This window comes from Pontibacter mangrovi (genome assembly GCF_006385705.1).
GTDB classification, from domain to species: domain Bacteria; phylum Bacteroidota; class Bacteroidia; order Cytophagales; family Hymenobacteraceae; genus Pontibacter; species Pontibacter mangrovi.
The window spans coordinates 39,773-63,513 of the sequence record NZ_VFRQ01000008.1 but is presented as its reverse complement, the minus strand read 5'-3'; the positions used below and the strand labels follow the sequence as shown (position 1 = coordinate 63,513).

Genomic DNA, 23,741 nt, shown 5'->3' with positions numbered 1-23,741 from the left:
TCTAGTATCTCTTTAAAATCTCTAACCTTAAAACAACTAAAAAATGGCAACTATCAATTTTGGAGGAGTAGACGAAACCGTAATAACCCGCGAGGAATTCCCGCTGGCACAGGCCAGAGAAGCGTTGAAGAACGAGGTTATTGCTGTGATCGGGTATGGCGTGCAGGGCCCGGGCCAGGCACTGAACCTGCGTGACAACGGGTTTAATGTGATCGTGGGGCAACGCAAAGACTCGGCCTCCTGGGAGAAAGCAAAAAGCGACGGTTGGGTGGAAGGCCAAACCCTTTTCTCAATTGAGGAGGCGGCAGAGCGTGGCACCATCATCGCCAACCTGCTCTCGGATGCCGGGCAGATTGCCGTGTGGCCAACCCTGAAAGCGAGACTAACGCCAGGCAAGACGTTATACTTTTCCCACGGCTTTGGCATCACCTTTAAAGACCATACCAGCATTGTGCCTCCTGCCGATGTGGATGTGATACTGGTAGCGCCAAAAGGCAGCGGTACGAGCCTGCGCAGGTTGTTCCTGGCCGGCGGCGGCCTGAATTCTTCTTTCGCCGTGTACCAGGATGCCACCGGCAAGGCCTATGAGAAAGCAATAGCCATGGGGATCGGTGTGGGTTCGGGTTACCTGTTCGAAACGGATTTCCAAAAAGAAGTATACAGCGACCTGACCGGCGAGCGGGGCGTATTGATGGGTGCCTTGGCAGGCATCATCGAGGCGCAGTACCAGGTGCTCCGCCAGCGGGGACATTCTCCTTCGGAGGCTTTTAACGAAACGGTAGAGGAGCTAACCCAGAGCCTGGTGCCGCTGGTTGGCGAAAACGGGATGGACTGGATGTTCTCCAACTGCTCCGTTACCGCACAGCGCGGCGCCCTGGACTGGAAAGGCAAGTTCCGGGAGGCAACCATGCCGGTGCTGAACGAACTGTACGACAGCGTGGCTTCGGGCAAAGAGGCGGAGCGCACCATACAGCGCGGTTCCACCCCAGGCTACCGGCAGGAACTGGAGGAGGAACTGGCTGAGCTGCGCGAATCAGAATTATGGCAAACGGGGGCGACGGTGCGGAAGCTCCGCTCAAAATAAAGTACTATGGATAAAGATGTAGCTGTAGAGCATACCGTAGTGGCCCTGGAGCGGGTGCAGCGGGCGGCCATGAACCTGCGGGGCGTGATCTACAAAACGCCTCTGTTGCAAAACCACTGGCTTTCCCAAACCTATGGCGCCGACATTTACCTGAAACGCGAGGATTTGCAGATTGTGCGTTCCTACAAAATCAGGGGGGCATACCATAAAATCTCTACACTGCCGGCCTCGCAGGCGGGGCAAGAGATGGTATGCGCCAGTGCAGGTAACCATGCCCAGGGGGTGGCCTATGCCTGCCAGCTGCTCGGTATCAAAGGCTACATCTTTATGCCTGCCAACACCCCTGCCCAGAAGGTAAGCAAGGTGCGCCTGTTCGGAAAAGAGATGGTAGAGGTCGTGCTCACCGGCAGCACTTTTGACGAGGCCTATGCCGCCGCCAAAGGCTTCTGCGACAGTCAAGATGCTGTATTTGTACATCCTTTTGACGACATGGCCATTGTGGAAGGGCAGGCCACCGTGGGGCTGGAAGTGCTGCAGGATGCCCATTTTGCCATCGATTACTGCTTTGTGCCGATAGGCGGCGGCGGATTGGCCTCCGGTTTGGCCAGCGTGTTTAAGCAACTCAGCCCGAAGACCAAGGTCGTGGGCGTGCAGCCCATGGGCGCGCCGTCCATGTATACTTCCATTCGTGAGGACAGAAGGCAGGCGCTGGAAAGTATAGAGAGCTTTGTGGACGGCGCTGCCGTGAAATGCCCCGGCGAGCTGACTTTTGAGCTGTGCCGCGAGTTGCTGGACGACATCGTGCTGGTGCCGGAGGGACAGGTGTGCGTGGACCTCCTGAAAATGTATAACGAGGAAGGAATCGTGCTGGAGCCGGCCGGAACCCTCACCGTTTCGGCGCTACAGGTATACGCCGATAAGATTGCCGGCAAAAGCGTGGTCTGCGTGATCAGTGGCAGCAACAACGACATTACCCGCATGGAGGACATCAAGGAGCGGGCGATGCAGCACCAGGGGCTGAAACACTACTTTATGGTAACCTTCAACCAGAAGCCCGGCGCGCTGCGCACCTTCGTGAACCAGGTGCTCCACCCGGAGGATGACATCATCCACTTTCAGTACATCAAGAAAAACAACAAGGAAAAAGGGCCTGTCTTTATCGGGGTGGAGGTAAAGCAGCCGCACGATGTGGAGAACATCAAGCGGCGGATGCAGGAGGAGGGCTTTGCCTACGAGTACCTCAACGGCAAACAGGATTTCCTGAATCTGCTGGTGTAGAGGCTATACTTGAAGGTATAGGAATTAAATATAAAAGCCGCTACAGCTTAAACGCTGCAGCGGCTTTTATACTTAAATGTGCCGTGATCACGAACTGCACGACAGCATGGAGCAGCCGGCTTTCTGCGCATGACAAGAATGAAACTTAATTAATACGCATTCTCATTTCCTTTAAACACTTGCCAAATTGTTAGGAAAACTATTTTAAGATCAAGAATCATTGACCAGTTCTCCAGGTACCACAAGTCTGCCTGTATACGATGCGTCATAGCATTGGTTTCTAAGGTTTCTCCTCTGTACCCCCTAACTTGTGCCCATCCTGTTATACCAGGTGTCAAGAATTGTCGCACCATATAATTGTTTATGATGGGTGAATAATCCTGCGTGTGCTTTAGCATGTGAGGGCGGGGGCCAACTACAGACATATTACCCATAAGTACATTGAGGAACTGTGGTAATTCATCAATACTGGTTTGCCTGATAAACTTCCCAACTCGTGTTATTCTTGTATCACCGCGTTTTGTCTGCAAAATATCACTTTCGTCATTAACTGCCATGCTCCTGAACTTTAGGCAGTAGAAGGGCTTGTTATTTTTTCCGGAACGCAGCTGCTTGAAAAAAACGGGGCCTCTGGAATCTAGCTTGATGATAATGCCTAGAAAAGGAATCAGCCAACTTAATAGGAAGAGTACAACAAGAGAAGAGAAGAGGACGTCGAATACTCTTTTTACCACCTCATTGGCCTTGTTGTTCAGTGGCTCCTGGCGGGGGATGAGCACAGGCATAAATCCATAGAGCTCCACCATGAAATTTCGCTCAAACGAGCCTTTTACGTCCGGCACTAATCTGAAGCGGATCAAATGGTTGTCTGCCTCCTGCATAAGTCTTTCTATTCTGTCAGGCTCGCCAGTGGGTAGCGCACAGTAAATCTCGTGCACGCCCTGCGTAGAAGCATAATCCATGCAGTCTTCTGCTCTCCCTAAATACACCAGGCCTGGCTCGGGTTGAGCACCTTTGTCGCCGAATATTCCCAGCACATTGTACCCCAGCTGCGGGTTAGAATTAATGTAGTTGTACAAGCTAATGCCTACGGGGCCGGTTCCCACAATCACTACATTAGTGTTCTCGATCCAGAACTGGCGTCTATACTTTCTCATCAGCAGAAAGCTGAACCTCCACAGCATCAGCAAGGAAGAAAAGATAACAACTAAAGAAGCTAAGGAGACTATAGAGATATTAAGATAAGGTAAAATAATTTTCATATTCACCAATAACAGTAAGTATAAGCCCAAAGAGGCTATGTTTGACGTCATGGTAGGCACAGCTTCCCGCTTCAGGATATTGTTGTAAAGGTCAAAAATATTCGAGCAGAAAAACCAAGATAGGTTTGATAGCAGCAGTATTAACCTAAAGTCATAGATGCTCATTGCCTCCAAGTTGCGATTGATAACAAGGAAGGATAGTAAAAAAGAAATATTGAGAAGCAAATAGTCAACTATGACAATAATCCATTTAAATAAGATAGTGTACTTCTTTGGCATAACAGGGTCTCTTAAAGAATGACTGCAGGTAACGTAAGAGAACAGATACTAGCACTAACAACTATTAAGATTAGAATAGTAAAAGGTGCAACGGTGAAATGCTTTTAATTAAAAGTCTGTTAATTACTTAACACATTGATAATGAAATCTTAATCGAAGATTAACATGATTATTTATACTTATTTTATAAAATTAAGACTTTAAAACTTTGATTCTTTAGGCAGTGGTTAACAGACCAGTGTAAGAGTATTTATTGACTGCTTAAATGACAAATCATGTTCAATGATGCATTATTAATAATAGTGAAAGAGAGTTCATTTTGATAAAGTACCCCATTAACCTGCACTTCCTGTGATGTGGGCGGGGCTTGTTGTTCCAAATGTGCCTGATTGGCGAAGCTCTTGAGTTTCTTAATCTACTGAAGTTGGAAGGCCTAAAGTAGTGATCACTGACACTAGGGATAAGACTGGAAGAGCACCAAAATAGAGCTGCGAGAGCGCTTGATAAGGGCGCAGATACCTAAGAGGACTACCAGAGACAAATAAGTGCAGAAGAAAAGAAGGCCACTTAAATTCGGCAAGGGCATCGGGTCCTACGTTGAAGAATTTGGTATAGTTGCTGCTTAAAACTCCAGGCAGAAGACCAATCACTAAACCTGTTGTGTTAACAGCCTTTGCACGCCGTTTATAGTTGGTATGAAACGCTAAGCCTGAATGCTAACACATGTGCTGGCGACACCCCCATGGAAAACAATTATCCCTAAATTTGAAGCGGCCGATACCTGAGTCTGATAGGAACTTGTGCCTGAAGAATTGCTTCACGCTAAAGTTAAAGAAGGAGCTATATCCCACTGGTTATGTTATTTGCCGGTGTAAGCAATCTGAGAGAGCTTGAGACAGTACGTATGTCCCATCTGAGGCCAGTTTATCTATGATGTCCCGTCCTCTAAGTCCAGAATATAATTGATCTCCAAAAGGTAAATATTGTTATTCAAAAAAACATAGCAAAATATAAAAGAGCAGAGTCGAAGTTGAGAGCTGAAAAAAAGGCATCAAAGTTTATAGCAAATACTTCTATAAGAGTCTTAAAAGATTATCATGATGCGTTCGCCGCAGCTGTGCAAACAGAAGCAGTGTTGACGTTGAATCTAAACAAGCAAAATATAGATAATTCATAATTAACTCATCCACTTTGCATGTTGTTATATGTGAAAATGTTTTCAAAGACGGGTTTGATGCAAAAGAACTCCTAAAAGCTATGTTATATCTGTTTTAATTTAATTTGGAACAATTCATATTGGGGACAGGTTAGGTTCTTTGGTTAAAACTTTTACAGTTCCCAGTCTGTAGGCTGCTTTTAGGATAATCTGGATTGGTAAATGATTTTATTGATAATAAAAACTCTAAAAAGAATACAGGGTAATGCAGGATGTATCGCTTAAAAAGTTTAGGTTCATCAACTATCCTATATACCCATCTTAAATTCCACTTATCTATCATAGGTGGATAATAATTTTTCTTCTTTGCAATCTGATGCAAATAACCTCCACAGGTAAATCCATATCCATCCCATCCCATGCTCCTAAGATCTATTAAAAATTTTTCTTGATGAGGTGTTCCCATGCCACATATCACCATATCTACTTTGGAGTCGAACAGTTGTTGTAAGTACTGGCTCCGTTCTTCAGAGCTAGAGAAGTAGCCGTTTCTATAGAGTGATATCTTTATGCTGTACTTTTCTTCAATGTTAGATACTGCAGTTTTGATATAGCGTTCTTCTGTTCCGACAACAGCCACTTTCAGATTGTCTCTTTTAGCAACAGGAATCACAATTGAAGCGACAGAAGTATCATCAAAGCTATATCTCGAAATATTCTTTTTGAATGATGCGTTGAAGGCTTTAACAAAAGAAATACCATCAATGCACCATTGGTTTACCCCTTCTACTATGCCTGTCTCATTTTTTAACAGCAGCATAGAGTAAGGATTTACAAATGATGTTATCCCTTTTTTTAACTCAAAATTCTTTACTTTTTGTGAGATAGATTTCCAGGGGGCCTTTTCCATATTGATTTAGCCTTTCAGGAGTGTTGGGTAGCACTTTTATCAGTTAGTAGGTATTGTAGCAGATATGGCTACTAGTGGAGTAAAGGCTCCAACAAGGAAGGACCTTTGATCTTAGTTTGTTGGAAAGCCATTTAATATGGAAGTAACAGTAAGCAAGGAAATGATGGCCTTGCAGGGAGCATGCGATATGGTAGCTATTATTTCTATAACCCATTATAATAATGAACAGAACATAAGTAGAGCGTATGTTTCCATAGACTTGAACCCATGCAGTAAGCCAACTAAGCTCAACAAGTACTGTTATAAATTGAGTGGATAGTGAGAAATCAGCGAATAGTTAAACCTGCAAATAAGATTCTGTAGCTTTATCAGTTTTAGTTTTTGATGCATAGAGTGGCTTCTCTTCCATCTCTGAAAAGCTCTTACCTGAAGTGCTTTTTACATTTGCTATAAAGAAGCCGAATAGCAATCCATTCATTTCATATGCATCTATGTCCTCGAAGAACAGAATGATAAGTATCTCGATGAATAAAATATTAAGAACCAGTTTTATGTAGCTAAAATTCTCTTTTAATACTGTTAACACAGAGGTAGAGAATAGCTTTAAAAAAAATAAAAATATAAAAGAGCCTCCGATTAATCCATTTTTTACATAGTAGCCAATGTATGTTGAGTGAGAGCCTACAGGATACTCACCCCCAAAAAGTTCATTAAGACGCGGCTTAAGACCAAGGCCAATAATAGGAGCTTCCTTGAGCATAAGATTCCATGAGAAAGATTGGATATAATATCGCGTGTCATTAGAAGAACTTCTCGCCGAGTAGATTTCATTTAGTTGATCAATGAAATATTGTGCCAGCGGAATAATGATTATTACTGAGGCTACTACAACGGCTTTAAAACTTAGAGGCTTTTTAAAGAAAAGGAAAACTATATTAACTAAAGCAAAAAGGGTCACAATCCTTGATCCAGTAAATACTACCCCGAGGAGTATTAAAGCAGTTATGATAAATCTTACTATAAAATTCCGCTTTACTAAGTCTTCATAGGCTATAGCATACAATAACATGAGCATAATAGCCGTTGAGTTCGGATAAATTGTGAAAGCCATATTACGGACCTGTTTCTCTCCTTCATACCATCCAGTTTTTGTAAAAACTGTTTGTGGGTAACTCGATACAAATTTTGATATAAAATTATCAAAGTACAGGTCCTTGTTAAGAAAGTATGAAGCAAGACCTGTAACAGCAACGACAGTGGAAACCCAAAATAACAGTGGTAGAGTGTTAGATTTAATAATTTGTTTTGTCTTCTTGTCTTCATAAATCACATATCCGACTATTATGAATAAGAAAACGACCTCATTATGAAGAATAGCTATGAGACGGTTTAGCGAGTAGTAATCTGAAATAGTTGAGAATAAGGAGGAAAGCAACTGAAAAAAGAAAAATATTATTAAAACTAAAAAATAAGCATCTTCTGATACCTTCTTAAGGAGAACTTTCTTTAAGTTTTTAAAGAAAAGATAGTATAAGGAAATATAATGGAGCCCAAGTATCCACCAGATCCAGTAAAATTTGTACAGGAGTTTATCTACTTGGGTCCTCATAGAGCATCTTTAAGGTTTAATAAGCTTTAACCGGTACACTTTTCTATTTCCTGCCTGATTCTGTGTGAGGCTAAATGGTCGGTATAAGTATGGAACTGGCTCAGTAGGGCGTCAAAATTACCAAAGTCACTTAGCCCTTTACTTAAGTAATGCTGCAGCTGTTTATAAAGTTGCTCAAAAGTTTTGGCTATAGGTAACTCTTTAAAGAGGTCTTCAAAATCTATATAAAGGCTTCTGTCATTTAAACAATATTCTACTAAATCATAGGTATAGAGAAGAACAGGCTTTCTGGTACCTATAAAATCTAAGGAGACAGATGAATAGTCTGTTATCAATAAATCTGATTCTTTTAATAGATGATATACATCAACATCTTTATCTACAATTTTCAAGTGATTGTAATCAGAAAGGTCTACATCAAACTTTTCATTTGGGTGGAGCTTAAGTAGGAAAAGGGACTTGTGCTCCTTGAATAAATTGTTAATCCTGCTCCAGTCGATCGGTATATTCCTGTTGGCTCTGTCAGAGTCCCTAAACGTGGGCATATAGATAACCTGTTTACTATAAGAATAGCTGTCACAGGTTGTGCTTACTTTTTTCTCGTTTTGATTGATACTGTACAAAATGTCATTCCTGGAAAATCCGGTTATTGGTGTTTCTTTATCAGTTAAGGCAAATGCTGTTCTGAATCTTTCAGAGGTATAAGCAGAAGTGCTTGGGACAAGATTGTATTTTTCAACCCACCATGGCCTAACTACTCTGTAAAGTAGCCTCTCAAGATTACTGCCATGATAGCACCTGTACATATAGTTATTTTTGTTATCAATGTCTCTGCCTATCTTTTTAATTGGAATCCCGTGCATTAACAAAACTTTCACCGCTTTTCGAGAGGTCCAGTATGAGATGTCGCTTGAAAACATGTCGAAAACGTAAACACCAGCTCTTGACACATACCACAGCCCCTTGAGTGAGTAAAGGAAAGCGCATTTGTAACCACTGCTTTCTAACTCTTTTATTATCTTTTTTTTCTTACTGATCCATATATAGTGGGTGTTGGGACAGCCTTGGGAGTTACAATAGTGGAATAACCATTTAGAGTTGTCTGCAAACCTTACTCCATTCCAAGACCCGAATACCCATAACTTCTTATCTCTTGGTATTATACCTGAAATGAAATACCAGGAGTAAAAGAATGGCAGCAAAGCAATAAACGTTACTTTGCCTATTAAACTTCTATCCATCAAAATATTAAGAAATAAAATTTACGGCATCAATAAAAGAGACCTTTAACCACGATCGCGTTGGCTGCTATTATTCTAAGATTGCAGTGGTTTCTTCAGTAACTTTTCAGAATGAAAAAGCTTAGCTGTCTCTGGAGGGTGATCTGATAAAAGAAAGAGTTAAATGTAAATTGGGTTAATCTAAGCTTTTAGCTTACCCATAATTTTCCCTTTGTTTAATTTGATAAAATTTTGTCCTCTTAGCTTATAAAAAGCTGAAGCCAGAATTGCAGCAATAACTGTCCCTATAATAAAATTAAGGCCAAGCTTTAGTATTAAAATGCCTGGATTGAAGTTGAACATTCTTACTGATATAAATGCTGTAAAAGCTATAAGAGTTAACACTACATTCTCTATATCGTAGGGGAAAATCTTTAGGAAGATTTTTACCTGTATTACTCTCAGTAAATTCATTATTGTAACACCTATACTTGTAGCTATAGCTACTCCAATAAAGCCATATAATTGATAGCCTATTACATTTAAGAAAGCAGTTAAAACTAACACTACAACAGAATTGATCATGTCTATTTTAGCGTGCCCTCCATTATTTAACAAATTCCCATTAGGGCCAGTAAAATAGTAAAACATTTGCCCGATCAACAGTATCCTCAAGGCATCCGCTGCCAACATATACTTTTCGCCGAAAAACAGAAGGGAATCTTCCGCAAAAACAAGTAAAAACATCATAACCGGCAAAGCTATAATGACAGCATTTCTAACTACTGTTTTAAATTCACTTTCTAGTTCTGCCATCAAGTCCTGATTAATGTAGTTAGATATCTTGGGAATAAGTCTGGTATATCCAACCACAGAGAAACCTGTCATGCTACATAAAGTGGCAGCGAGACCATATATCCCTAGTGTCTGCATATTTGCCACTCTGCCTAGCTGGATTTTGTCTAGTTGGCTTATTAAAAAGTAGTTAAGTGTTATAAAGAAGAAAATGTAGTTCTCTCGGCCTAACGTTACTTTTTCTTTTTTAACCTTTAAATATTTTATAAGCTTTTCTCTGTCGAGAAAAACAAACAGCACTATAGTGATGAAATAAGATATTATGGCTCCAGCCAAAATAATGTTTAAGCCGAAAGTTCTTCTAAAGAAGTAGAAGAACACAAGCACAGAGATAAGCAAAAGAAATTTATAGATTATCTCTGACCTAACATAAGACAACTCTATCTGCTGTATAGTTATTAATATTTTTCCAATTAATTGAAAGGCTGTAAAGAATGCTGATCCAATTGCAATTAATATCCAAGTACTAAGAAGTAAATCTGAAGAGAAAAAGGTGCCTCTTAGAAAGCTTAACGGAGTACAAAAAGCCAGTAAAGTGAAAATGAAGGAATTTAAGAAGATTAATATAATGACTTTGTCTAAAGAGTACCTGAACTTACTGATCTCTTTCTGAAGAAACAAAAAGCTCAGTTCTTTGATTAAGAACCTATCATAGCCTAATATCAGAACTTGTGAGAAGATGGTAGACCATGTTGTGAAAAGTATAAAAACGCCGTATTCTGCAGCTCCAACCACTTTAACTAGAACTACCTGTATTCCAAAGCTTAATAAGATACCAGCTAGTCTTATTGATGACAATCTTATATCTTTCTTCATATAGCACAACACATTGGCTATAGTTCAATTAACTGTCTGTACGCGCCCATAATTCAGACTGAGTCGGGCTTGAGGGAAAGTTATATTCATTAGAAATCGATGATGAATTAACTGGTGGTATAAACCTGCCTCTTCTTCCATTGAAGTACCTCCTTATGATTGCAAGGTGTAAAAGGGTCCGGCTTATCAATATCTAAGACTTCCTTTGGGTCATCAGGAGAAAAGTATTGCAAAATGTTATTTGTGCTGTGATGCCCTTTTTGTTTGTATGCAGGAGGCAACTGCATATAGTTACCGTAGCGTCTCTTTAAGTAAGAGTCATAACCTATCGGTACCCAGGAGTCAACATCCTCAAACTTTGCTTTTACCAAACTTGATATCTCTTGCGGCCGGAAGTAATTTGTGCCAAGTCTAAACATCACTTTAAAACCATTGATAAAGCCACTAGAGTAGACCAGTGGTACAGGTGAGTGCCTAGAAATTAGCTTTAGAAACTCTACCTTCTTCTTGTTTCCTCTTCGTCTGAACAATAAAATCAAGAGGCGATTCATTATTAATATAAAGAAGTTGTGAGGCAGGTATACTTTATCGTACACTGAAATATCTACTTGTAATCCATTATGCCATACCTTGGGTTTACCATTATAACGGCTGTATTTATCTCTTAACTTTGCCTCTATACTGTGGCAGGCCGGGAAATTAGGGTCGGTTTCATCGCTCTGGAAGAAGATGTCGTGAGGCAACTCAGGTACGGCGTACTGTACAAACCTTTCATAGTTCTCTCGCGTCATACCCACATCCAGGTCATCATCCCAAGGAATAAAGCCTTGATGGCGAATGGCTCCTATAAGTGTACCTCCGTATAAGAAATACTCTATTTGATGCTTTTGGCACAAGTAATCCAGAATTTTAAGCATACGCAACATAACAAGTTGGCACTGCCTTGTCAAAGTCTCTCCGTACTCTCTGTTGTCTGGGAATAATTGATTAAAGTCCATGTTTTACCGGTAAAATGTTAACGGAAATCATTTCTAGTATTCAGTACCTGCCTGTACTGGGAGTTATGATAAAACAGTTCTGCAAGTGGAGCAGCTTCGGTGCTACTGATACTGATAGAATGTGTTTTGTACTTTAAACCGCTCCAAAAAGAACAGGAACTCACTGTACACATCTTCAAACTTTATTCCCTTGATGGTGTCCAAAACTGTATACCTGCCAGGACGCATTTTGCCAGATGTTTCGTAGATCATTGATAAATTTCTACTTAAATCGTCGCTTAGATTGTGAAATGCAAGTGGTATATTAAGTTCTTGGGCATAATTAATGCATTTGGCATCTAACCTTTTCTGTAGGTACAGGCAAAATATACTGATGGAGCCAACCTGATACCCATGAAGAGTTTTCTCTGACAGAGAGTGAAAATCTATGGCATGACTTAATAAATGTTCACTTCCACTACAGGGGCGGCTTGTTCCTGCAAGTGCCATAGAAAGACCGGAACTGATCTGGCAGTAAATAACCTGTTTAAGGAAATTTCTGTTCTTTAAGTCTTTTGACTCATGATGGATAAGAGCATAGGCTGCACTCCTTGAAAGCATGAATGCAAGGTCATTGATTGGTTCACCTTTGTGTTTAAAAGATAAGCTCCAGTCGTTAGTAGCCGAAATGTTTGACAAAATGTCTCCGGCAGCAGCTTGTAAGAATTTAAAAGGAGCATTGCGGATGATGTCCATATCCACCACCACACCAAATGGTGTTCTGCCGGGCAAACTCACTGTCTGATCGTTTTGGTCTTTAATAACAGAGATAGGTGAAACCAAACCGTCATTTGATATAATAGTAGGCACGAGTAAATTCTCGATGTTGGCTAAAAGGCTTACTCTTTTCACAACATCAAGTATAGAGCCTCCTCCTACACCAACTAGTAAATCTATTTTTTTGCTCAAACAGAACTCCCTTAGAGCCTCAACTGTGGCATCGTCACTTTTCTGAACTATATAGCTACATGCCTGCATTGAGTTCAAAATAAGTTCAGCATATTTATAAGAAGTGCTATTACCAGAAACAATGGCAATATTCTTAAAAGTATAGTTATTCTGTTGAAGGATGTTTGAGATCTTAGTAACGTTTCCTTCATTTACTTGAAAAATGCTTGGCAGTTGGACTGAAACATTATGACAGTCCCTTGTCTCCTTTATATGCTTAATTAAACCTGATGTACTTACTCCATTTGTATATGGAACTAAGACTATATCAATGTTATGGGTAAACAGGTACTCTTCAGTTACCCGAATCTGTTCCAAATAACTGCCTTTTTCCCAATCATCACCATGTACAATAGCATCAATGTTATATTTTTCCAGGTATTCCTTGTTGTCATACCCTCGGATAATGAAAGCCTCGTCCACGTATTTGCAGTTCCGGATGATCTCCAAACGATCTTCTTCCGAATAAAGAGGTGTCCTTTTATATTCTGAGACCATATCGTCGCCGTTAACTGCTACTATTAGCTTATGACCTAATAATTTAGCCTTTCTGAGCAGCTCTAAATGGCCTTTATGAAACAGGTCAAAGACTCCGATAACATATACATTCTTATACATTTCAGCTGTGCTTTATTTTGAGATTTGAGCTCCTTGTTTATCTTCCTCCTTCCATAAGAGAACCTTGGAGTGGCTGCATGGAGTAAAAGGAGCAGGGATGTCTATGCCATGATGGCCGTTTTGCTGTTCGGGTGGTGGGACTTGCTTATAATTGCCGTATCGCCTTTTTAAGTAGCTGTCCCAACCTTTGGGAATTGAAACCTCCATATCCTCGAACTGTGTCTTTACCAAATCCGAAATCTCTTTTTCTCTAAAATAGTTGTTCCCCCTCATCAGTGTCTTGAGCACGCTGATGTAACTGCTTGCATATACTAACTGAAAAGGTGTGTGCTCTGCAATCCATTTAAGTACCCTGGCTCTTGCTTTGTTGCCCTTGTGTTTCAGAAAAACCCTTAGGACTCTGTTCTGAAGAAAAATGAATATATTGTGTGGCAAGAAAGCACGGTCAAAAACCAATAGGTCCAGCATCAAACCATTATGCCATTTGACCAGGGTATCTCCTTGTACATAGCTGCTGTACTTGTCTCTCAATTTAGCTTCGACCACATGGCAAGCAGGGTAGAAGGCATCTGTTTCGGGGGTCTGAAAGAAGATGTCATCAGGAAGCTCCGGAACAGCGTACTGCTCAAACTTTTCAAAGTTTTCCCGTGTCATGCCCACATCAAAGTCGTCATCCCAAGGCTTAAATCCTTTGTAAAGTACAGCAGCCTTTAATGTGCCACTACATAAAAAATATTCAATGTTATGTTTCTTGCATAAAAAATCGAATATTCTGAACATCCTGAACAAAACTGCATGGCACTGCTTTAGGCGTGTAGTAGGCTTTCCTCTTTCATCCGGGAACATCTGGCGTATATCCATAACAATTCATTAGCTGATATTTAGAAGCTTTCGCCTCATGGTATACAAAATATGCGCTGTAGCATTATCAACAGTCTTTTGCAGTTCTTTTTCATTGCTAACTACCATACAGTTAGGAAGGATTTTTTGAAGGTTCAGGTATTCCTGCCTAAGCTTTTCGGACATCTCAAAAGTGAGTTCTTGCTTTCGTTGCATCAAAACCTCTGTTGATAAGTCTAATATGATCCATATATCCGGCTGTGGAAGGATGTAGTGAATCATCTTGATGAATAGTTTGTTGCCTTTAATTCTATAGCGGAGAGGGTCTGCCAGAACATCTATGAAATAGCGGTCATAAAGTATCAGAAAGGCTTTCCTTTTTAACGGAAACACCTTTAGCCAATAACCTACTAGAAACTCAACAAGGAGGAGGTTTAGCTTCAGGAATGAAGCCATGTAGCCTCTTTCTTTGTATAGATGGGGTTTAGAAAAGTGATAGTCTTCTCCCTTCTTAAAAATCAACTCTTTGTAAAAGATCTTTGGGTGTCTTTTAAAAGTTATGGTGTTGCTAAAGCAGCCTCCTAAGGTTTTGGTGATCTCGTTAACAAAGGTGCTCTTTCCGGAGCCATCTCTCCCCAGTATGCCCACAACTAAACCAGGAGGTTTTAAGATGGATCTTACTAAGTCTATACTTTTAGGCAAAAAATCACTGATTTTGTTCCCGTCAGTATTCCTTAAGTTTTTTGATAACAGTTCCACGTTATCGTTTAGACAGTCTGAGCTCTGGCTATTTAGGGCATTTATTAACATGTTGATGCTGTCGTCACATAAGAATCTCCTTAGATGAGACTTAATACCGTTACTGGCCCTCTTGCAGCACTCACAAAGATCTTGGAATTGCTCTTCTTCTGCGTGCTTGTTTTCAATAGCCTTTGACAGGGTATAAATGAAACTATTAGAGTAATTCAACGTCCAGTAATTTTTACTTGTCGAATACACTCGTGTCTTTAACAATTCTTCCGAGGAGAAGTATAGCCAATTATTGATCTTGTAGCTACTGTATATGCATAGCTTAACTGCAGTAAACCTATTATCATTAAGCTTTTGGTAAACCAGCACGAACTGTGACGCTGATCTCGAGAGGTTGTTTTCATGTATCGTATAGAATTTTATACTTGTACATATACTGCCAAAGCCATTGATAACTTTCTTGTAGTCTCCGCACGCAACGAACAGGTCGATGCATTTTTCCCGTTGTTCTTCGGCGGAGTTTTTAGACATCTCTTTTATGGCATAGCAGATGTTTTGATTAGCTAAAAATGCGTCTATAGTGCTCAGGAGAAGATCATAAGAAACATCATGTTTAAGCTCAGGTTCTGCTCTCCCTATTTCTAATGCTGTATTGAAAGTTCTATCCTGCATTTGGAGATAAGGTTATGTTTATCACTCTTTGCTTTTTAATACCTTATGGTAAGGCTTCGCCTACCTCAGTTACATTCAGTAAGCGGGACTGGATGATTAAGAATTAATTTTCTTGCTCAACAGGAAGTCAGCCCTCCTGAAAAGCGTAGCATAGTTGGGGGAAGTAAGATACTTTGTACCAGGTTAGAAGTAAACGAGGGTGTCGTTTTCTATTATAAAGGAGTAGCTTTATGCTCTTGCTTTTACCCTTCGTGCATGATAAGTCCTGTCATCATACATACTAACATTTCCGTAGCCATAACCATAACCGTACTGGCCTCTAACAAAGCCCCTTGGCCTAACGCCATTGAAGACAATCGCAACATTTTTTAGAGATTGTAATACATGGTTTTGAGACAGGTCTTGCACCAGGTTTTTAGGAGTATAGGCGTGCCTCATCACTAGAAGGGTTATGTCACAATGCTTAGAAATTAAATAAGCATCAGTAACCAAGTCCACAGGAGGTGTATCTATTATTATATATTCGAAATCTTTTTCCAAAGAATCCAGAAGTGCACTAAATTTCCCATTTAACATAAAGTCTGTGTAGTCACCTATAGCAATGCCGGCTGGTACTATTCTTAAATTAGGAAAACCTGTTTCTTTGACTATTGCCTCAGGTGTTGACTTACAAAGCAGAAACTCGGTTACCCCCTCCTGCTTGTACATGTCAAAGAGAACAGAGGCATTGGGATTTCTAAGATCGAAATCTACTAGTACTACATTCTGACCCGATGTCGCCAGAATGTAAGCTAAGTTAGAGCATACAAAGCTTTTACCTTCGCCTGGAATGTTAGAGGTGATCATAATTCTTTTCTTGTTATGATGACCGTACAAGCCAAGGGTTACCCTTAGCTTTCTGAACTGTTCTAAAATAGATGTTTCGGCAGGCTCAACAAAAGATTTACCTTTCCTGCGTTTTGTTAAAGAAAGCTCTGCCACAATAGGAGTATTTGTGTTAGCCTCAATTTCTGATCTGAATAATAGCTTCCTGTTAAACAAATCTTTACTTGTAACAAAAGCGATACCCAAAGCAAAAGACAGTGCTACTGCTATCAAATAAAAGTACAGCGGCCTGGGTTTAACAGGCAGCGATGACGATTCAGCCATGTCAACAACTCTGCTGTCTCCAGCATTTGGAGCATAAGAAAGCACTGTTTCTTCTCTTTTCTGAAGAAGGAAGCTATACGCATTGTTTTTGATAGCCTGTTGTCTGCTAATTTCCATCAACTCCTTCTCTTGTTTTGGAATAAACTTCAACTCAGCCTGGTATCGTCTGTTAGTGGAGGCAAGTTTTGAGCGGCTGGCTTGCAAAGCTTCTCGTTGGTTTTGAATATTTTCTAGTATTCCAGGACGAACATTCTGGATTTCTTCAGCCAGCGTAAGAAGCATGGGGTTGTTCTCAGCAGTTGTGTTTCTTAGTTTCTGGTACTCTATCTCAGCGTTATACAGTTTCTGCAGAAGCTGGGATAAGACGGCGTCATTGAGGCCTAAGGTAGATGGTACAATGCCTCTAGCTTTTTCTTTTGCAATAACATAATTTTCTACTTTATCCAGAACTGCCAATTGGAGATCAATATCACTCATTTTTAGGTCTCTGCCTTCTACACTTTCTAGATATAATTTGCCCTGTTCACTTAGATTAACAACTCCTTCTGATGACTTATACTTTACCACCTTATTTTCTAGGTCCTTTAGCTCTTCTTCAACAAGTTTGATTCGGTCTTCCACAAATTCAAGCGTGTTAGCAGCAAGTTTATTTCTTTCGTTTATGGCTATGCTATTGTAGGTATAAATCAGGGTATTCAAAATATCTTCACCCCGAGCTGGGATTTGATCGTAGAGCGTGAAATTTACAACTGTGGAAAGTTTGTTTTCAGCTTCTATCTTGATGTTTTTCTCTAAAGACTCTACGATTTTTTTTGGTCTAATTAACGAAAAATAAAGGGGATGCTTTGCTATGCCTTCCTTTCTAGTGTTCAGGGAGAACCTTATAATACCATATGGGGTTTGTACCCATTTTCCTGTTGAATATTCGTCATTGTTGATAATTACTTGTTTGCTAGCCCTGTTATAATGAAAGTACACTTTTGCTGTTTCCTTGAGTGCCTCAGGGTGTTTAACTTCTATTTGAACAGGCGATGTTATATAAGCTGATGTAGTTTTGAATTTCCCTTCTTCAAACACAGGTGCATATAGCTTTAGATCTTCAACAACTTCTTTCAACAATGTGCGGGAGTAAAGAACCTTAATTTCGTTTTCCACAATCTTGTTTGAGGTGAAAGCATCAATAGACTCTGTCATTTTAGCATCGTTGACCCCTTTGTTTTCATCTTTGATGATTAATGAAGCTGATGTTTCATAAGAAGGAATGGCGAAATAGCGGAGGTAACCCCAAGTACCAAGGCATGAGATTAATAGTAGTAAAGCAAACAAAGGCCAGTACGGCAGGTACTTGTACAGCAGGGATGAGAATATATTGTTTTCTGAGCTTGGCATAGTAAAAAAGGGTTGAGCGGAGGTAAAAATCTATTTATGAGCAGCTACTACTCACTTTATAAATCGATGAGGGTGATGGCCTGGGTATGCTGTGTTGTATCTTAATGGGTTGCGCTTATGTCTGGACATAAGATTGTGTGGTAAAACTTAATTCACAGAGTACTTTCTATCAAATTATTTCTTTGAATAAACTCTAATCCTGTCTTTCGTACAGCTTGTATTTTTAAACCTTAAAAAACAATTTATTGATTTAGTCTAAATTATTAATGTATACTTACAATACGAAGGGTAGTTTGACCTGTTACCCACTATAAAGGTTTAATTGCAGATGTTTTAAAATGTATCGTAAACGTATGGATATGAAGAGTGGAAATTATTGCTGGAATAAAAGCTACATAACTGTTTAAAATATTGTAGGTTAGGAAATATAGTTTGGTTTGATTTGCCATATGATTCTAAGTATAAAAGCCGCTGCAGCTTAAACCCTGCAGCGGCTTTTATACTCAAATGTGCCGTGATCACGAACTGCACGACAGCATGGAGCAGCCAGCTTGCTGGGTAGCCCACTCTGGGCGCTTCTGAAAGAATGCGTTATGCTTAGTGGAGTAAGGATCTTTCAGAGCCTCTTGCAGCTGCTCAAAAAGCTCTGTTTTCCCTTCGTTCAGCTGCTCGATGGCCTGGTGCAGGAGGTAGTTGCGAAGTATAAACCGAGGGTTTGTTTTGCGCATCAACTCCTGCGAAGCCTGCCGCTTGATGGTGTTCTTGTTAAGCCGCTCCAGGTATGCTGAAATCAGTGTATAAAGCTGCTCGCTTTGCGCTTCTGTCAGCTCCTCATACAGGCTCTCGTTAAAATAAGCGGCCACTTCTTCGGCACTGCCCATGTACAGCGGCAGGTCGATGAGGAGCTGGAAGAAAATCGTCATGTCTGGCTTGAGAGTGGCCAGCGTCTTCTCAACCTGCAAGATCAAGTCTGTGTCGAGGCGGCTAACCTGGTCCAGGCCGAGTTTGGTGCCCATCATGGCATAGTACTTTTGCCAGTATTGCTGCTTAAACGTTTCCAGGGCGGCTACCAGCGCGTCTTTATCGGCCAGGGGGAGCAGGGCCGCTGCCAGGCAACCCAGGTTCCAGTAGGCGATGCTGGGCTGCTTACCAAAGGCATAGCGCCTGCCGGGCAAATCGGTGGTGTTAGGCGTGAAATCCGGGTCGTAGTCGTCCAGGAATGAATAGGGGCCATAGTCGATCGTAAGCCCAAGTATGGACATGTTATCCGTGTTCATCACGCCGTGCACAAAGCCTACCCGCTGCCACTCCACCATCAGGTGGGCGGTGCGCTCTACTACTTCCTTAAAGAAGGAAATTATCTTATCCTCCCCCTGGATATGCGGGTAATAGCGGCTGATGGTCCAGTCCACAAGCTGGCGCAGGTTGTCGGTTTCCTTGCGAGAGTTCAACAGCTCAAAATTGCCGAAACGCAGAAAACTCGGGGCCGCGCGCATCACAATGGCGCCAGCCTCAAATGCCGCGTTGCCGTTGTAGAACATGTCGCGCAGCACAGGCTCGCCGGTAGCTACCAGGCTCAGCGCGCGCGTGGTGGGCACGCCCAGGTAGTGCATGGCCTCGCTCATCAGGTACTCGCGCACCGAGGAGCGCAGCACGGCGCGGCCGTCGGCGCGGCGGGAGTAGGGGGTAAGTCCGGCTCCTTTCAGCTGCAGTTCCCAGGAGTTTCCTTTATGGGTTTCCCACTCGCCCAGGGTTATGGCGCGACCGTCGCCCAACTGACCGGCCCAGCCGCCAAACTGATGGCCGGCATAGCAGGCGGCATAAGGATACATGGCATCGGTCACGTGGTTGCCGCCAAGTATAGCCAGGCTCAGCTCGTCGTCCGGGTTTGCTATGCCGAGCTCCTGCGCCAACTCCGCAGACCAGGCCAGCAGCGTTACTTTTTCAACAGGGGTGGGGATGACTTTGCTGTAGAGCACGCCCGGTGTCTGGCGGGGTGTCAGGTTGCCGCTATCGTCGCCGGGAAAAGCCGTTACGAATTCTTTTTTATAGTTATTTGAGCTAAGGAGCTTCATAAGTGTAGCTGGTAAAGTATGACGCTGGCCTGGCCCTGAGCCAGCTGGCGTTTTATGCAGGCATAACAAGTATGAGCCTGGATTAGTTGGCCCGCACTGAAAAAGGCTAAGGCCGTGGGGGGCAATATCAAATGTGCGAGAGCTGACGTATCTAGTATGGAAACTCAAAAAAGCAAGACACATGGAAAATGAATTAGCAAATACCTCGCTCCGCAGCCTTATTTCAAACCCTTCGCAGCTGGCCGACATTATAAAGGACCCCAAGAGCGGGATAGACTTCTATAAAAACCTCACGGTAAAGGAGCAGCAGTACATCATTTTTGCCGCCGCCGCCGGGTTAATTGCCTACGGCATCTACCTGGGCCGGACAAATAAATAAACCTTTAAGGTCTCGGGCACGGAGGGGTTTGGACATTGGCCGGCGCTTCTGTGCCCATACTTTATACTTAGCGGCGGCCTTTCTTTTTCCGGTCTTTGTGCGCTTTGGCTTTCAGCTCCTTAAACTCCTCGTTGGAAACCGTGACAGTATAATACAGCGATGAAAGGATTGTGATATCGGCATCAAAGTCATATTCTATACTTAGGGATAACTGCTTGTCAGGGTTCAGCACATACGCCTCGTCCTCCTTGTCATACACCTCAAACTCATACTCTCCCTCTTCCAGCAGCTTGTTCTGCACGCGGGCCAGGCGGTCGCCGGTAATTATGATTGGCTCCTCCAGCTCCACCTCCAGGTCGAATGGCTGAAAAAAGCGGCCGTCCTTTTTGTGCGTGATATACTCCACCCGGCTGATGTGCAGTTCAATGTCCTGGTTCTTGTTCTCGCGCGCGTGCTTGATGTCGCGTATGTTTCCGATCAGCTTCATATACTTGTGTGCGTTGCTGCTGCAAAGGTAGTCAATAAAGTATGGCCAAGCAGGTATAAACTTGCGATAGGCTAAAGTATAAACGATGGGTTGTTGGGAAAACGCAGCAGAAAAGCCGTGCCCGCCCCCTCCGCCGACTGCACCTGAATAGAGCCACGGTGGAGCATGATGATCTGCTTACAAAGGCTCAGACCAATGCCGGTGCCGTTCCGGCGGGTGCTGAAGAAAGGGATAAAGATCTTCTCCTGCACCTCCCGCGACATCCCGATGCCGTTATCCGCCACTTTGATAAACGTGTTCTCTCCCGAAGTATAAGCCGACAGCTCAATGACTGGCTCGGGCTGTTCCTTTACCGCCTCCATCGCATTCACCAGCAGGTTGATCAGCACCTGGTCGAGCAGGTTCCGGTCGGCCTGCAGGCGCAGGGTTGGGTCCTCCAGCGAAATCTCCAGCGCTATGTTTTTCTGCGCCATAGTCGGGTGCATCAGGTGCTGCAGGTTAGAAAACACCTCTTTTACCGCCACATCAGCCAGGTTTAGCCTGGTGATGCGGTTCAGGTTACGGTAAACTTCTGCAAAGCGCAGCAGGCCTTCGCTCCGGCTCTTAATGGTGCTCACGCTCACCTCAAAGTCCTCCATGTCCTGTGCCGATGGCCCGGCGGAGGCCGTTTCGTGCAGGCGGGTCTTCAAGGTATCGGCCAGCGAGGCGATGGGAGCCACCGAGTTCATGATCTCGTGCGTCATCACGTTCAGCAGCTTCTGCCAGGCCCTGGATTCGGTTTCGTCCAGCGCTTCGCTCACGTTCTGGAAAGCCACCAGCTTATAGGTGCGCCCCTCGCTGCGGAAGGCCGTGGCCGAGAGGAGTACTTTCAGGGTACTCTTCTCGAAGTTAGAAGTATAAGCCGTGGCAATTCTAGAGCGACCGGGCTGCAGCTGCTGCACGGCCTGGTATAGCTCCTGGTCCCGCTTCTCCAGGTGTTGGATCGTTTTCATGAAGGGCAGGTGCAGGAGTTTTTTCAGGGAGTCGTTCATCAGCACCACCTCGCCGCTGTCGGTATCATAAGAGAGGATGCCGGTTTCCACCAGCTCCATGATCTTCTGCAGGTGCAGGTGCTGGCTTTCTTTCTCCTTGTTTATGCTTTTAAGGGTAGCGTTGATCTCATTAAAACCCTTGTGCAGCAGCTGCAGCCCGGCATTGGAATAGTGTTCGTTGTAGTAGCGGGAGAAATCACGGTAGTGCACCGATTCAATGAACTGGCTCAGCTCCTCCTGCGCCTTCCTGACGTAGCGGATCAGGTCAGCCACCTGGTAGACTATGATGGGAAGCATAAACACCAGCGCCTCCGACCAACCATGCTGGATGACAATGGCCGGGGTGCTCAGGGTGATAAGGAGGAAGGCCACCCGCAGCACGATGCGCCAGTCAAAACCGTTAGAGCCCATACTTGCTTAACCGTCTGTAGAGGGCGGTGCGGGTAATGCCCAGCTCTTTGGATGCCCTGGTGAGGTTGCCGCCGTGCTTTTGCAGCACCCGGTTGATGGTGGTCCGCTCCAGTTCCTCCAGGTTGCTTTCCTCTGCCAGCTTTTCCTCCGCGGGGGCAGCCTCTATAGGCGAGAAAAGAATATCATCGGCCTGCAGCACAGAACTGTCGGCCATGATCACGGCGCGTTCGATGGCATACTGCAGCTCCCGCACATTGCCGGGGTAGTGGTAGGTCATCAGCTTTTCGAGGGCGGGTTTGCTGAGTTCAGGCACCGGCTTCATGTACTTATCGGCGTATACGGTGGCAAAATGCCGGGCCAGAAGTATAATGTCGTTGCCTCTTTTTCGCAGCGGCGGGATGGTGATCTCCACGGTGTTGATACGGTAGATGAGGTCCTTGCGGAAACGGGACTCGTTCGCCAGCTCGGCCAGCGGCACGTTGGTAGCGCAGAGCAGGCGCACGTCTATGTTCACCGGCTCGTTGGTGCCCAGGCGGATGACCTGCCGGTTTTGCAGCACGCTGAGCAGTTTGGCCTGCTGGTGCAGCGAAATATTGCCGATCTCATCCAGAAAGATCGTACCGCCATTGGCCGCCTCAAACCTGCCGGCCCGGTCTTCGCGGGCATCGGTAAAGGCGCCTTTCTTGTGCCCGAACAGCTCGCTCTCAAACAGCGACTCTGTCAGGGCGCCCACATCCACTTTTACAAAAGGCTTGCTGGCCCGGAGGGAGTAATGGTGAATCGCCTTAGCCACCAGTTCCTTTCCAGTGCCGTTCTCTCCCAGAATCAGAATGTTGGCATCGGTGGGAGCCACTTTCCGGATCTTAAGGAAAATATCCTGCATGGCCTCGGAGGTACCCAAAAGCTCGGCGCCAAAAAAGTCATCAGCTGTCGTGGTGTCGGCCACACTTGCGGTGCCGCCTTTGCTTTTCTTTCCCACGGCATCAGCCAGAACCGTGAGCAGCTTATCGTTGTGCCAGGGCTTTACCACAAAGTCTGCGGCGCCTTCCTTCAGAGAGCGGATGGCCAGGTCGATATCGCCGTAGGCCGTGATCATGATCACCGCCACCTCGGGTTTCAGCTCCTTGATTTTCCGGAGCCAGTACAAACCTTCGTTGCCTGTGTTCAGGGCGCTCTTAAAGTTCATGTCCAGCAACACTAGGTCGAAGCCTTGCTGCCGGAGCAGGGCCGGGAGGGCATCTGGGTTTTTCTCCACCGCGATATCCCGCACATGGGGCCGCAGCAGCAGCCGGACAGCGGTCAGCACATCGGTGTCATCATCTACTACCAGTACAGAGGCCTTTTTTAACTGCATACACTTATGTTTATAGAACATAAATAAACTATAATTGTGCCACTCATACAACCTGCTGATTACAAGCATCTGCAGATGCTTTTGCAGCAGTAGAAGCGTGCGATTTCGCACACCTGCTGCGCGATTTTGCAC

At 43.6% G+C, this 23,741-nt stretch carries 17 protein-coding genes; 3 read left to right on the top strand and 14 right to left on the bottom strand.

All coding sequences use genetic code 11. The features are described 5' to 3' along the window. The first annotated feature begins 43 nt into the window (after positions 1 to 43). Complete coding sequence (gene ilvC / locus FJM65_RS15185; protein WP_140622403.1) at positions 44 to 1,084, top strand: ketol-acid reductoisomerase; 1,041 nt, start codon at positions 44 to 46, stop codon at positions 1,082 to 1,084. 6 nt (positions 1,085 to 1,090) lie between these two features. Further along, entirely contained in the window at positions 1,091 to 2,362 is a 1,272-nt protein-coding gene (gene ilvA / locus FJM65_RS15180) for a threonine ammonia-lyase IlvA (protein ID WP_140622402.1), read from the top strand. 149 nt (positions 2,363 to 2,511) lie between these two features. Here the strand turns inward: ilvA and FJM65_RS15175 are convergent, their stop codons facing one another. From FJM65_RS15175 to FJM65_RS15125, 11 genes are all read right to left on the bottom strand, one after another. Then, positions 2,512 to 3,903, bottom strand: a complete 1,392-nt coding sequence (locus FJM65_RS15175) for an undecaprenyl-phosphate glucose phosphotransferase (RefSeq protein WP_140622401.1) — start codon at positions 3,901 to 3,903, stop codon at positions 2,512 to 2,514. 1,307 nt (positions 3,904 to 5,210) lie between these two features. Further along, positions 5,211 to 5,969 carry a WecB/TagA/CpsF family glycosyltransferase gene (locus FJM65_RS15170; protein WP_140622400.1) on the bottom strand — a complete coding sequence of 253 codons (759 nt, stop codon included), beginning with the start codon at positions 5,967 to 5,969 and terminating at the stop codon, positions 5,211 to 5,213. Positions 5,970 to 6,306: 337 nt separating this feature from the next. Then, on the bottom strand, positions 6,307 to 7,578 hold the full coding sequence (locus tag FJM65_RS15165; RefSeq protein WP_140622399.1) for an O-antigen ligase family protein: 1,272 nt from the start codon (positions 7,576 to 7,578) through the stop codon (positions 6,307 to 6,309). Between the two features lie 26 nt (positions 7,579 to 7,604). After that, positions 7,605 to 8,819, bottom strand: a complete 1,215-nt coding sequence (locus tag FJM65_RS15160; protein WP_181163741.1) for a CDP-glycerol glycerophosphotransferase family protein — start codon at positions 8,817 to 8,819, stop codon at positions 7,605 to 7,607. A gap of 180 nt (positions 8,820 to 8,999) precedes the next feature. Continuing rightward, positions 9,000 to 10,469 carry an MATE family efflux transporter gene (locus FJM65_RS15155; protein ID WP_140622397.1) on the bottom strand — a complete coding sequence of 490 codons (1,470 nt, stop codon included), beginning with the start codon at positions 10,467 to 10,469 and terminating at the stop codon, positions 9,000 to 9,002. Positions 10,470 to 10,576: 107 nt separating this feature from the next. Beyond that, positions 10,577 to 11,467, bottom strand: coding sequence for a LicD family protein (locus FJM65_RS15150; protein ID WP_140622396.1), 891 nt, complete (start codon positions 11,465 to 11,467; stop codon positions 10,577 to 10,579). A gap of 102 nt (positions 11,468 to 11,569) precedes the next feature. Continuing rightward, the gene (locus tag FJM65_RS21325; RefSeq protein ID WP_181163740.1) at positions 11,570 to 13,072 is read right to left on the bottom strand and encodes an iron-containing alcohol dehydrogenase; all 1,503 of its coding nucleotides are present in this window, start codon (positions 13,070 to 13,072) and stop codon (positions 11,570 to 11,572) included. Between the two features lie 12 nt (positions 13,073 to 13,084). After that, positions 13,085 to 13,933: a LicD family protein gene (locus FJM65_RS15140; RefSeq protein WP_140622395.1), complete on the bottom strand. Its 849-nt coding sequence runs from the start codon at positions 13,931 to 13,933 to the stop codon at positions 13,085 to 13,087. A gap of 9 nt (positions 13,934 to 13,942) precedes the next feature. Beyond that, positions 13,943 to 15,334, bottom strand: coding sequence for a nucleoside/nucleotide kinase family protein (locus FJM65_RS15135; RefSeq protein WP_140622394.1), 1,392 nt, complete (start codon positions 15,332 to 15,334; stop codon positions 13,943 to 13,945). Positions 15,335 to 15,562: 228 nt separating this feature from the next. After that, positions 15,563 to 17,872, bottom strand: coding sequence for a GumC family protein (locus tag FJM65_RS15130; protein ID WP_140622393.1), 2,310 nt, complete (start codon positions 17,870 to 17,872; stop codon positions 15,563 to 15,565). Positions 17,873 to 18,390: 518 nt separating this feature from the next. Continuing rightward, positions 18,391 to 19,947, bottom strand: a complete 1,557-nt coding sequence (locus FJM65_RS15125) for a protein adenylyltransferase SelO (RefSeq protein ID WP_140622392.1) — start codon at positions 19,945 to 19,947, stop codon at positions 18,391 to 18,393. A gap of 181 nt (positions 19,948 to 20,128) precedes the next feature. Between FJM65_RS15125 and FJM65_RS15120 the strand changes: the two genes are divergently transcribed. Next, positions 20,129 to 20,326: a hypothetical protein gene (locus tag FJM65_RS15120; protein ID WP_140622391.1), complete on the top strand. Its 198-nt coding sequence runs from the start codon at positions 20,129 to 20,131 to the stop codon at positions 20,324 to 20,326. A 67-nt stretch (positions 20,327 to 20,393) separates the two neighbouring features. Here FJM65_RS15120 and FJM65_RS15115 read toward each other — a convergent pair whose 3' ends face one another. The 3 genes from FJM65_RS15115 to FJM65_RS15105 all read right to left on the bottom strand — a co-directional run bounded on the left by FJM65_RS15115 (position 20,394) and on the right by FJM65_RS15105 (position 23,609). After that, positions 20,394 to 20,813 carry a hypothetical protein gene (locus tag FJM65_RS15115; RefSeq protein WP_140622390.1) on the bottom strand — a complete coding sequence of 140 codons (420 nt, stop codon included), beginning with the start codon at positions 20,811 to 20,813 and terminating at the stop codon, positions 20,394 to 20,396. Between the two features lie 71 nt (positions 20,814 to 20,884). After that, positions 20,885 to 22,255: a sensor histidine kinase gene (locus tag FJM65_RS15110; protein WP_140622389.1), complete on the bottom strand. Its 1,371-nt coding sequence runs from the start codon at positions 22,253 to 22,255 to the stop codon at positions 20,885 to 20,887. After that, positions 22,245 to 23,609, bottom strand: a complete 1,365-nt coding sequence (locus FJM65_RS15105; RefSeq protein ID WP_140622388.1) for a sigma-54-dependent transcriptional regulator — start codon at positions 23,607 to 23,609, stop codon at positions 22,245 to 22,247. Before FJM65_RS15105 ends, FJM65_RS15110 begins: the two co-directional genes overlap by 11 nt. Positions 23,610 to 23,741: the final 132 nt, after the last annotated feature.

Coding starts and splice junctions, on each gene's coding strand:
- FJM65_RS15130 (WP_140622393.1), bottom strand. CDS start 17,872: ATGCCAAGCTCAGAAAACAATATATTCTCATCCCTGCTGTACAAGTAC.
- FJM65_RS15105 (WP_140622388.1), bottom strand. CDS start 23,609: ATGCAGTTAAAAAAGGCCTCTGTACTGGTAGTAGATGATGACACCGAT.
- FJM65_RS15115 (WP_140622390.1), bottom strand. CDS start 20,813: ATGAAGCTGATCGGAAACATACGCGACATCAAGCACGCGCGCGAGAAC.
- FJM65_RS15125 (WP_140622392.1), bottom strand. CDS start 19,947: ATGAAGCTCCTTAGCTCAAATAACTATAAAAAAGAATTCGTAACGGCT.
- ilvC (WP_140622403.1), top strand. CDS start 44: ATGGCAACTATCAATTTTGGAGGAGTAGACGAAACCGTAATAACCCGC.
- FJM65_RS15175 (WP_140622401.1), bottom strand. CDS start 3,903: ATGCCAAAGAAGTACACTATCTTATTTAAATGGATTATTGTCATAGTT.
- FJM65_RS21325 (WP_181163740.1), bottom strand. CDS start 13,072: ATGTATAAGAATGTATATGTTATCGGAGTCTTTGACCTGTTTCATAAA.
- FJM65_RS15135 (WP_140622394.1), bottom strand. CDS start 15,334: ATGCAGGATAGAACTTTCAATACAGCATTAGAAATAGGGAGAGCAGAA.
- FJM65_RS15160 (WP_181163741.1), bottom strand. CDS start 8,819: ATGGATAGAAGTTTAATAGGCAAAGTAACGTTTATTGCTTTGCTGCCA.
- ilvA (WP_140622402.1), top strand. CDS start 1,091: ATGGATAAAGATGTAGCTGTAGAGCATACCGTAGTGGCCCTGGAGCGG.
- FJM65_RS15165 (WP_140622399.1), bottom strand. CDS start 7,578: ATGAGGACCCAAGTAGATAAACTCCTGTACAAATTTTACTGGATCTGG.
- FJM65_RS15150 (WP_140622396.1), bottom strand. CDS start 11,467: ATGGACTTTAATCAATTATTCCCAGACAACAGAGAGTACGGAGAGACT.
- FJM65_RS15155 (WP_140622397.1), bottom strand. CDS start 10,469: ATGAAGAAAGATATAAGATTGTCATCAATAAGACTAGCTGGTATCTTA.
- FJM65_RS15120 (WP_140622391.1), top strand. CDS start 20,129: ATGGAAAATGAATTAGCAAATACCTCGCTCCGCAGCCTTATTTCAAAC.
- FJM65_RS15110 (WP_140622389.1), bottom strand. CDS start 22,255: ATGGGCTCTAACGGTTTTGACTGGCGCATCGTGCTGCGGGTGGCCTTC.
- FJM65_RS15140 (WP_140622395.1), bottom strand. CDS start 13,933: ATGGATATACGCCAGATGTTCCCGGATGAAAGAGGAAAGCCTACTACA.
- FJM65_RS15170 (WP_140622400.1), bottom strand. CDS start 5,969: ATGGAAAAGGCCCCCTGGAAATCTATCTCACAAAAAGTAAAGAATTTT.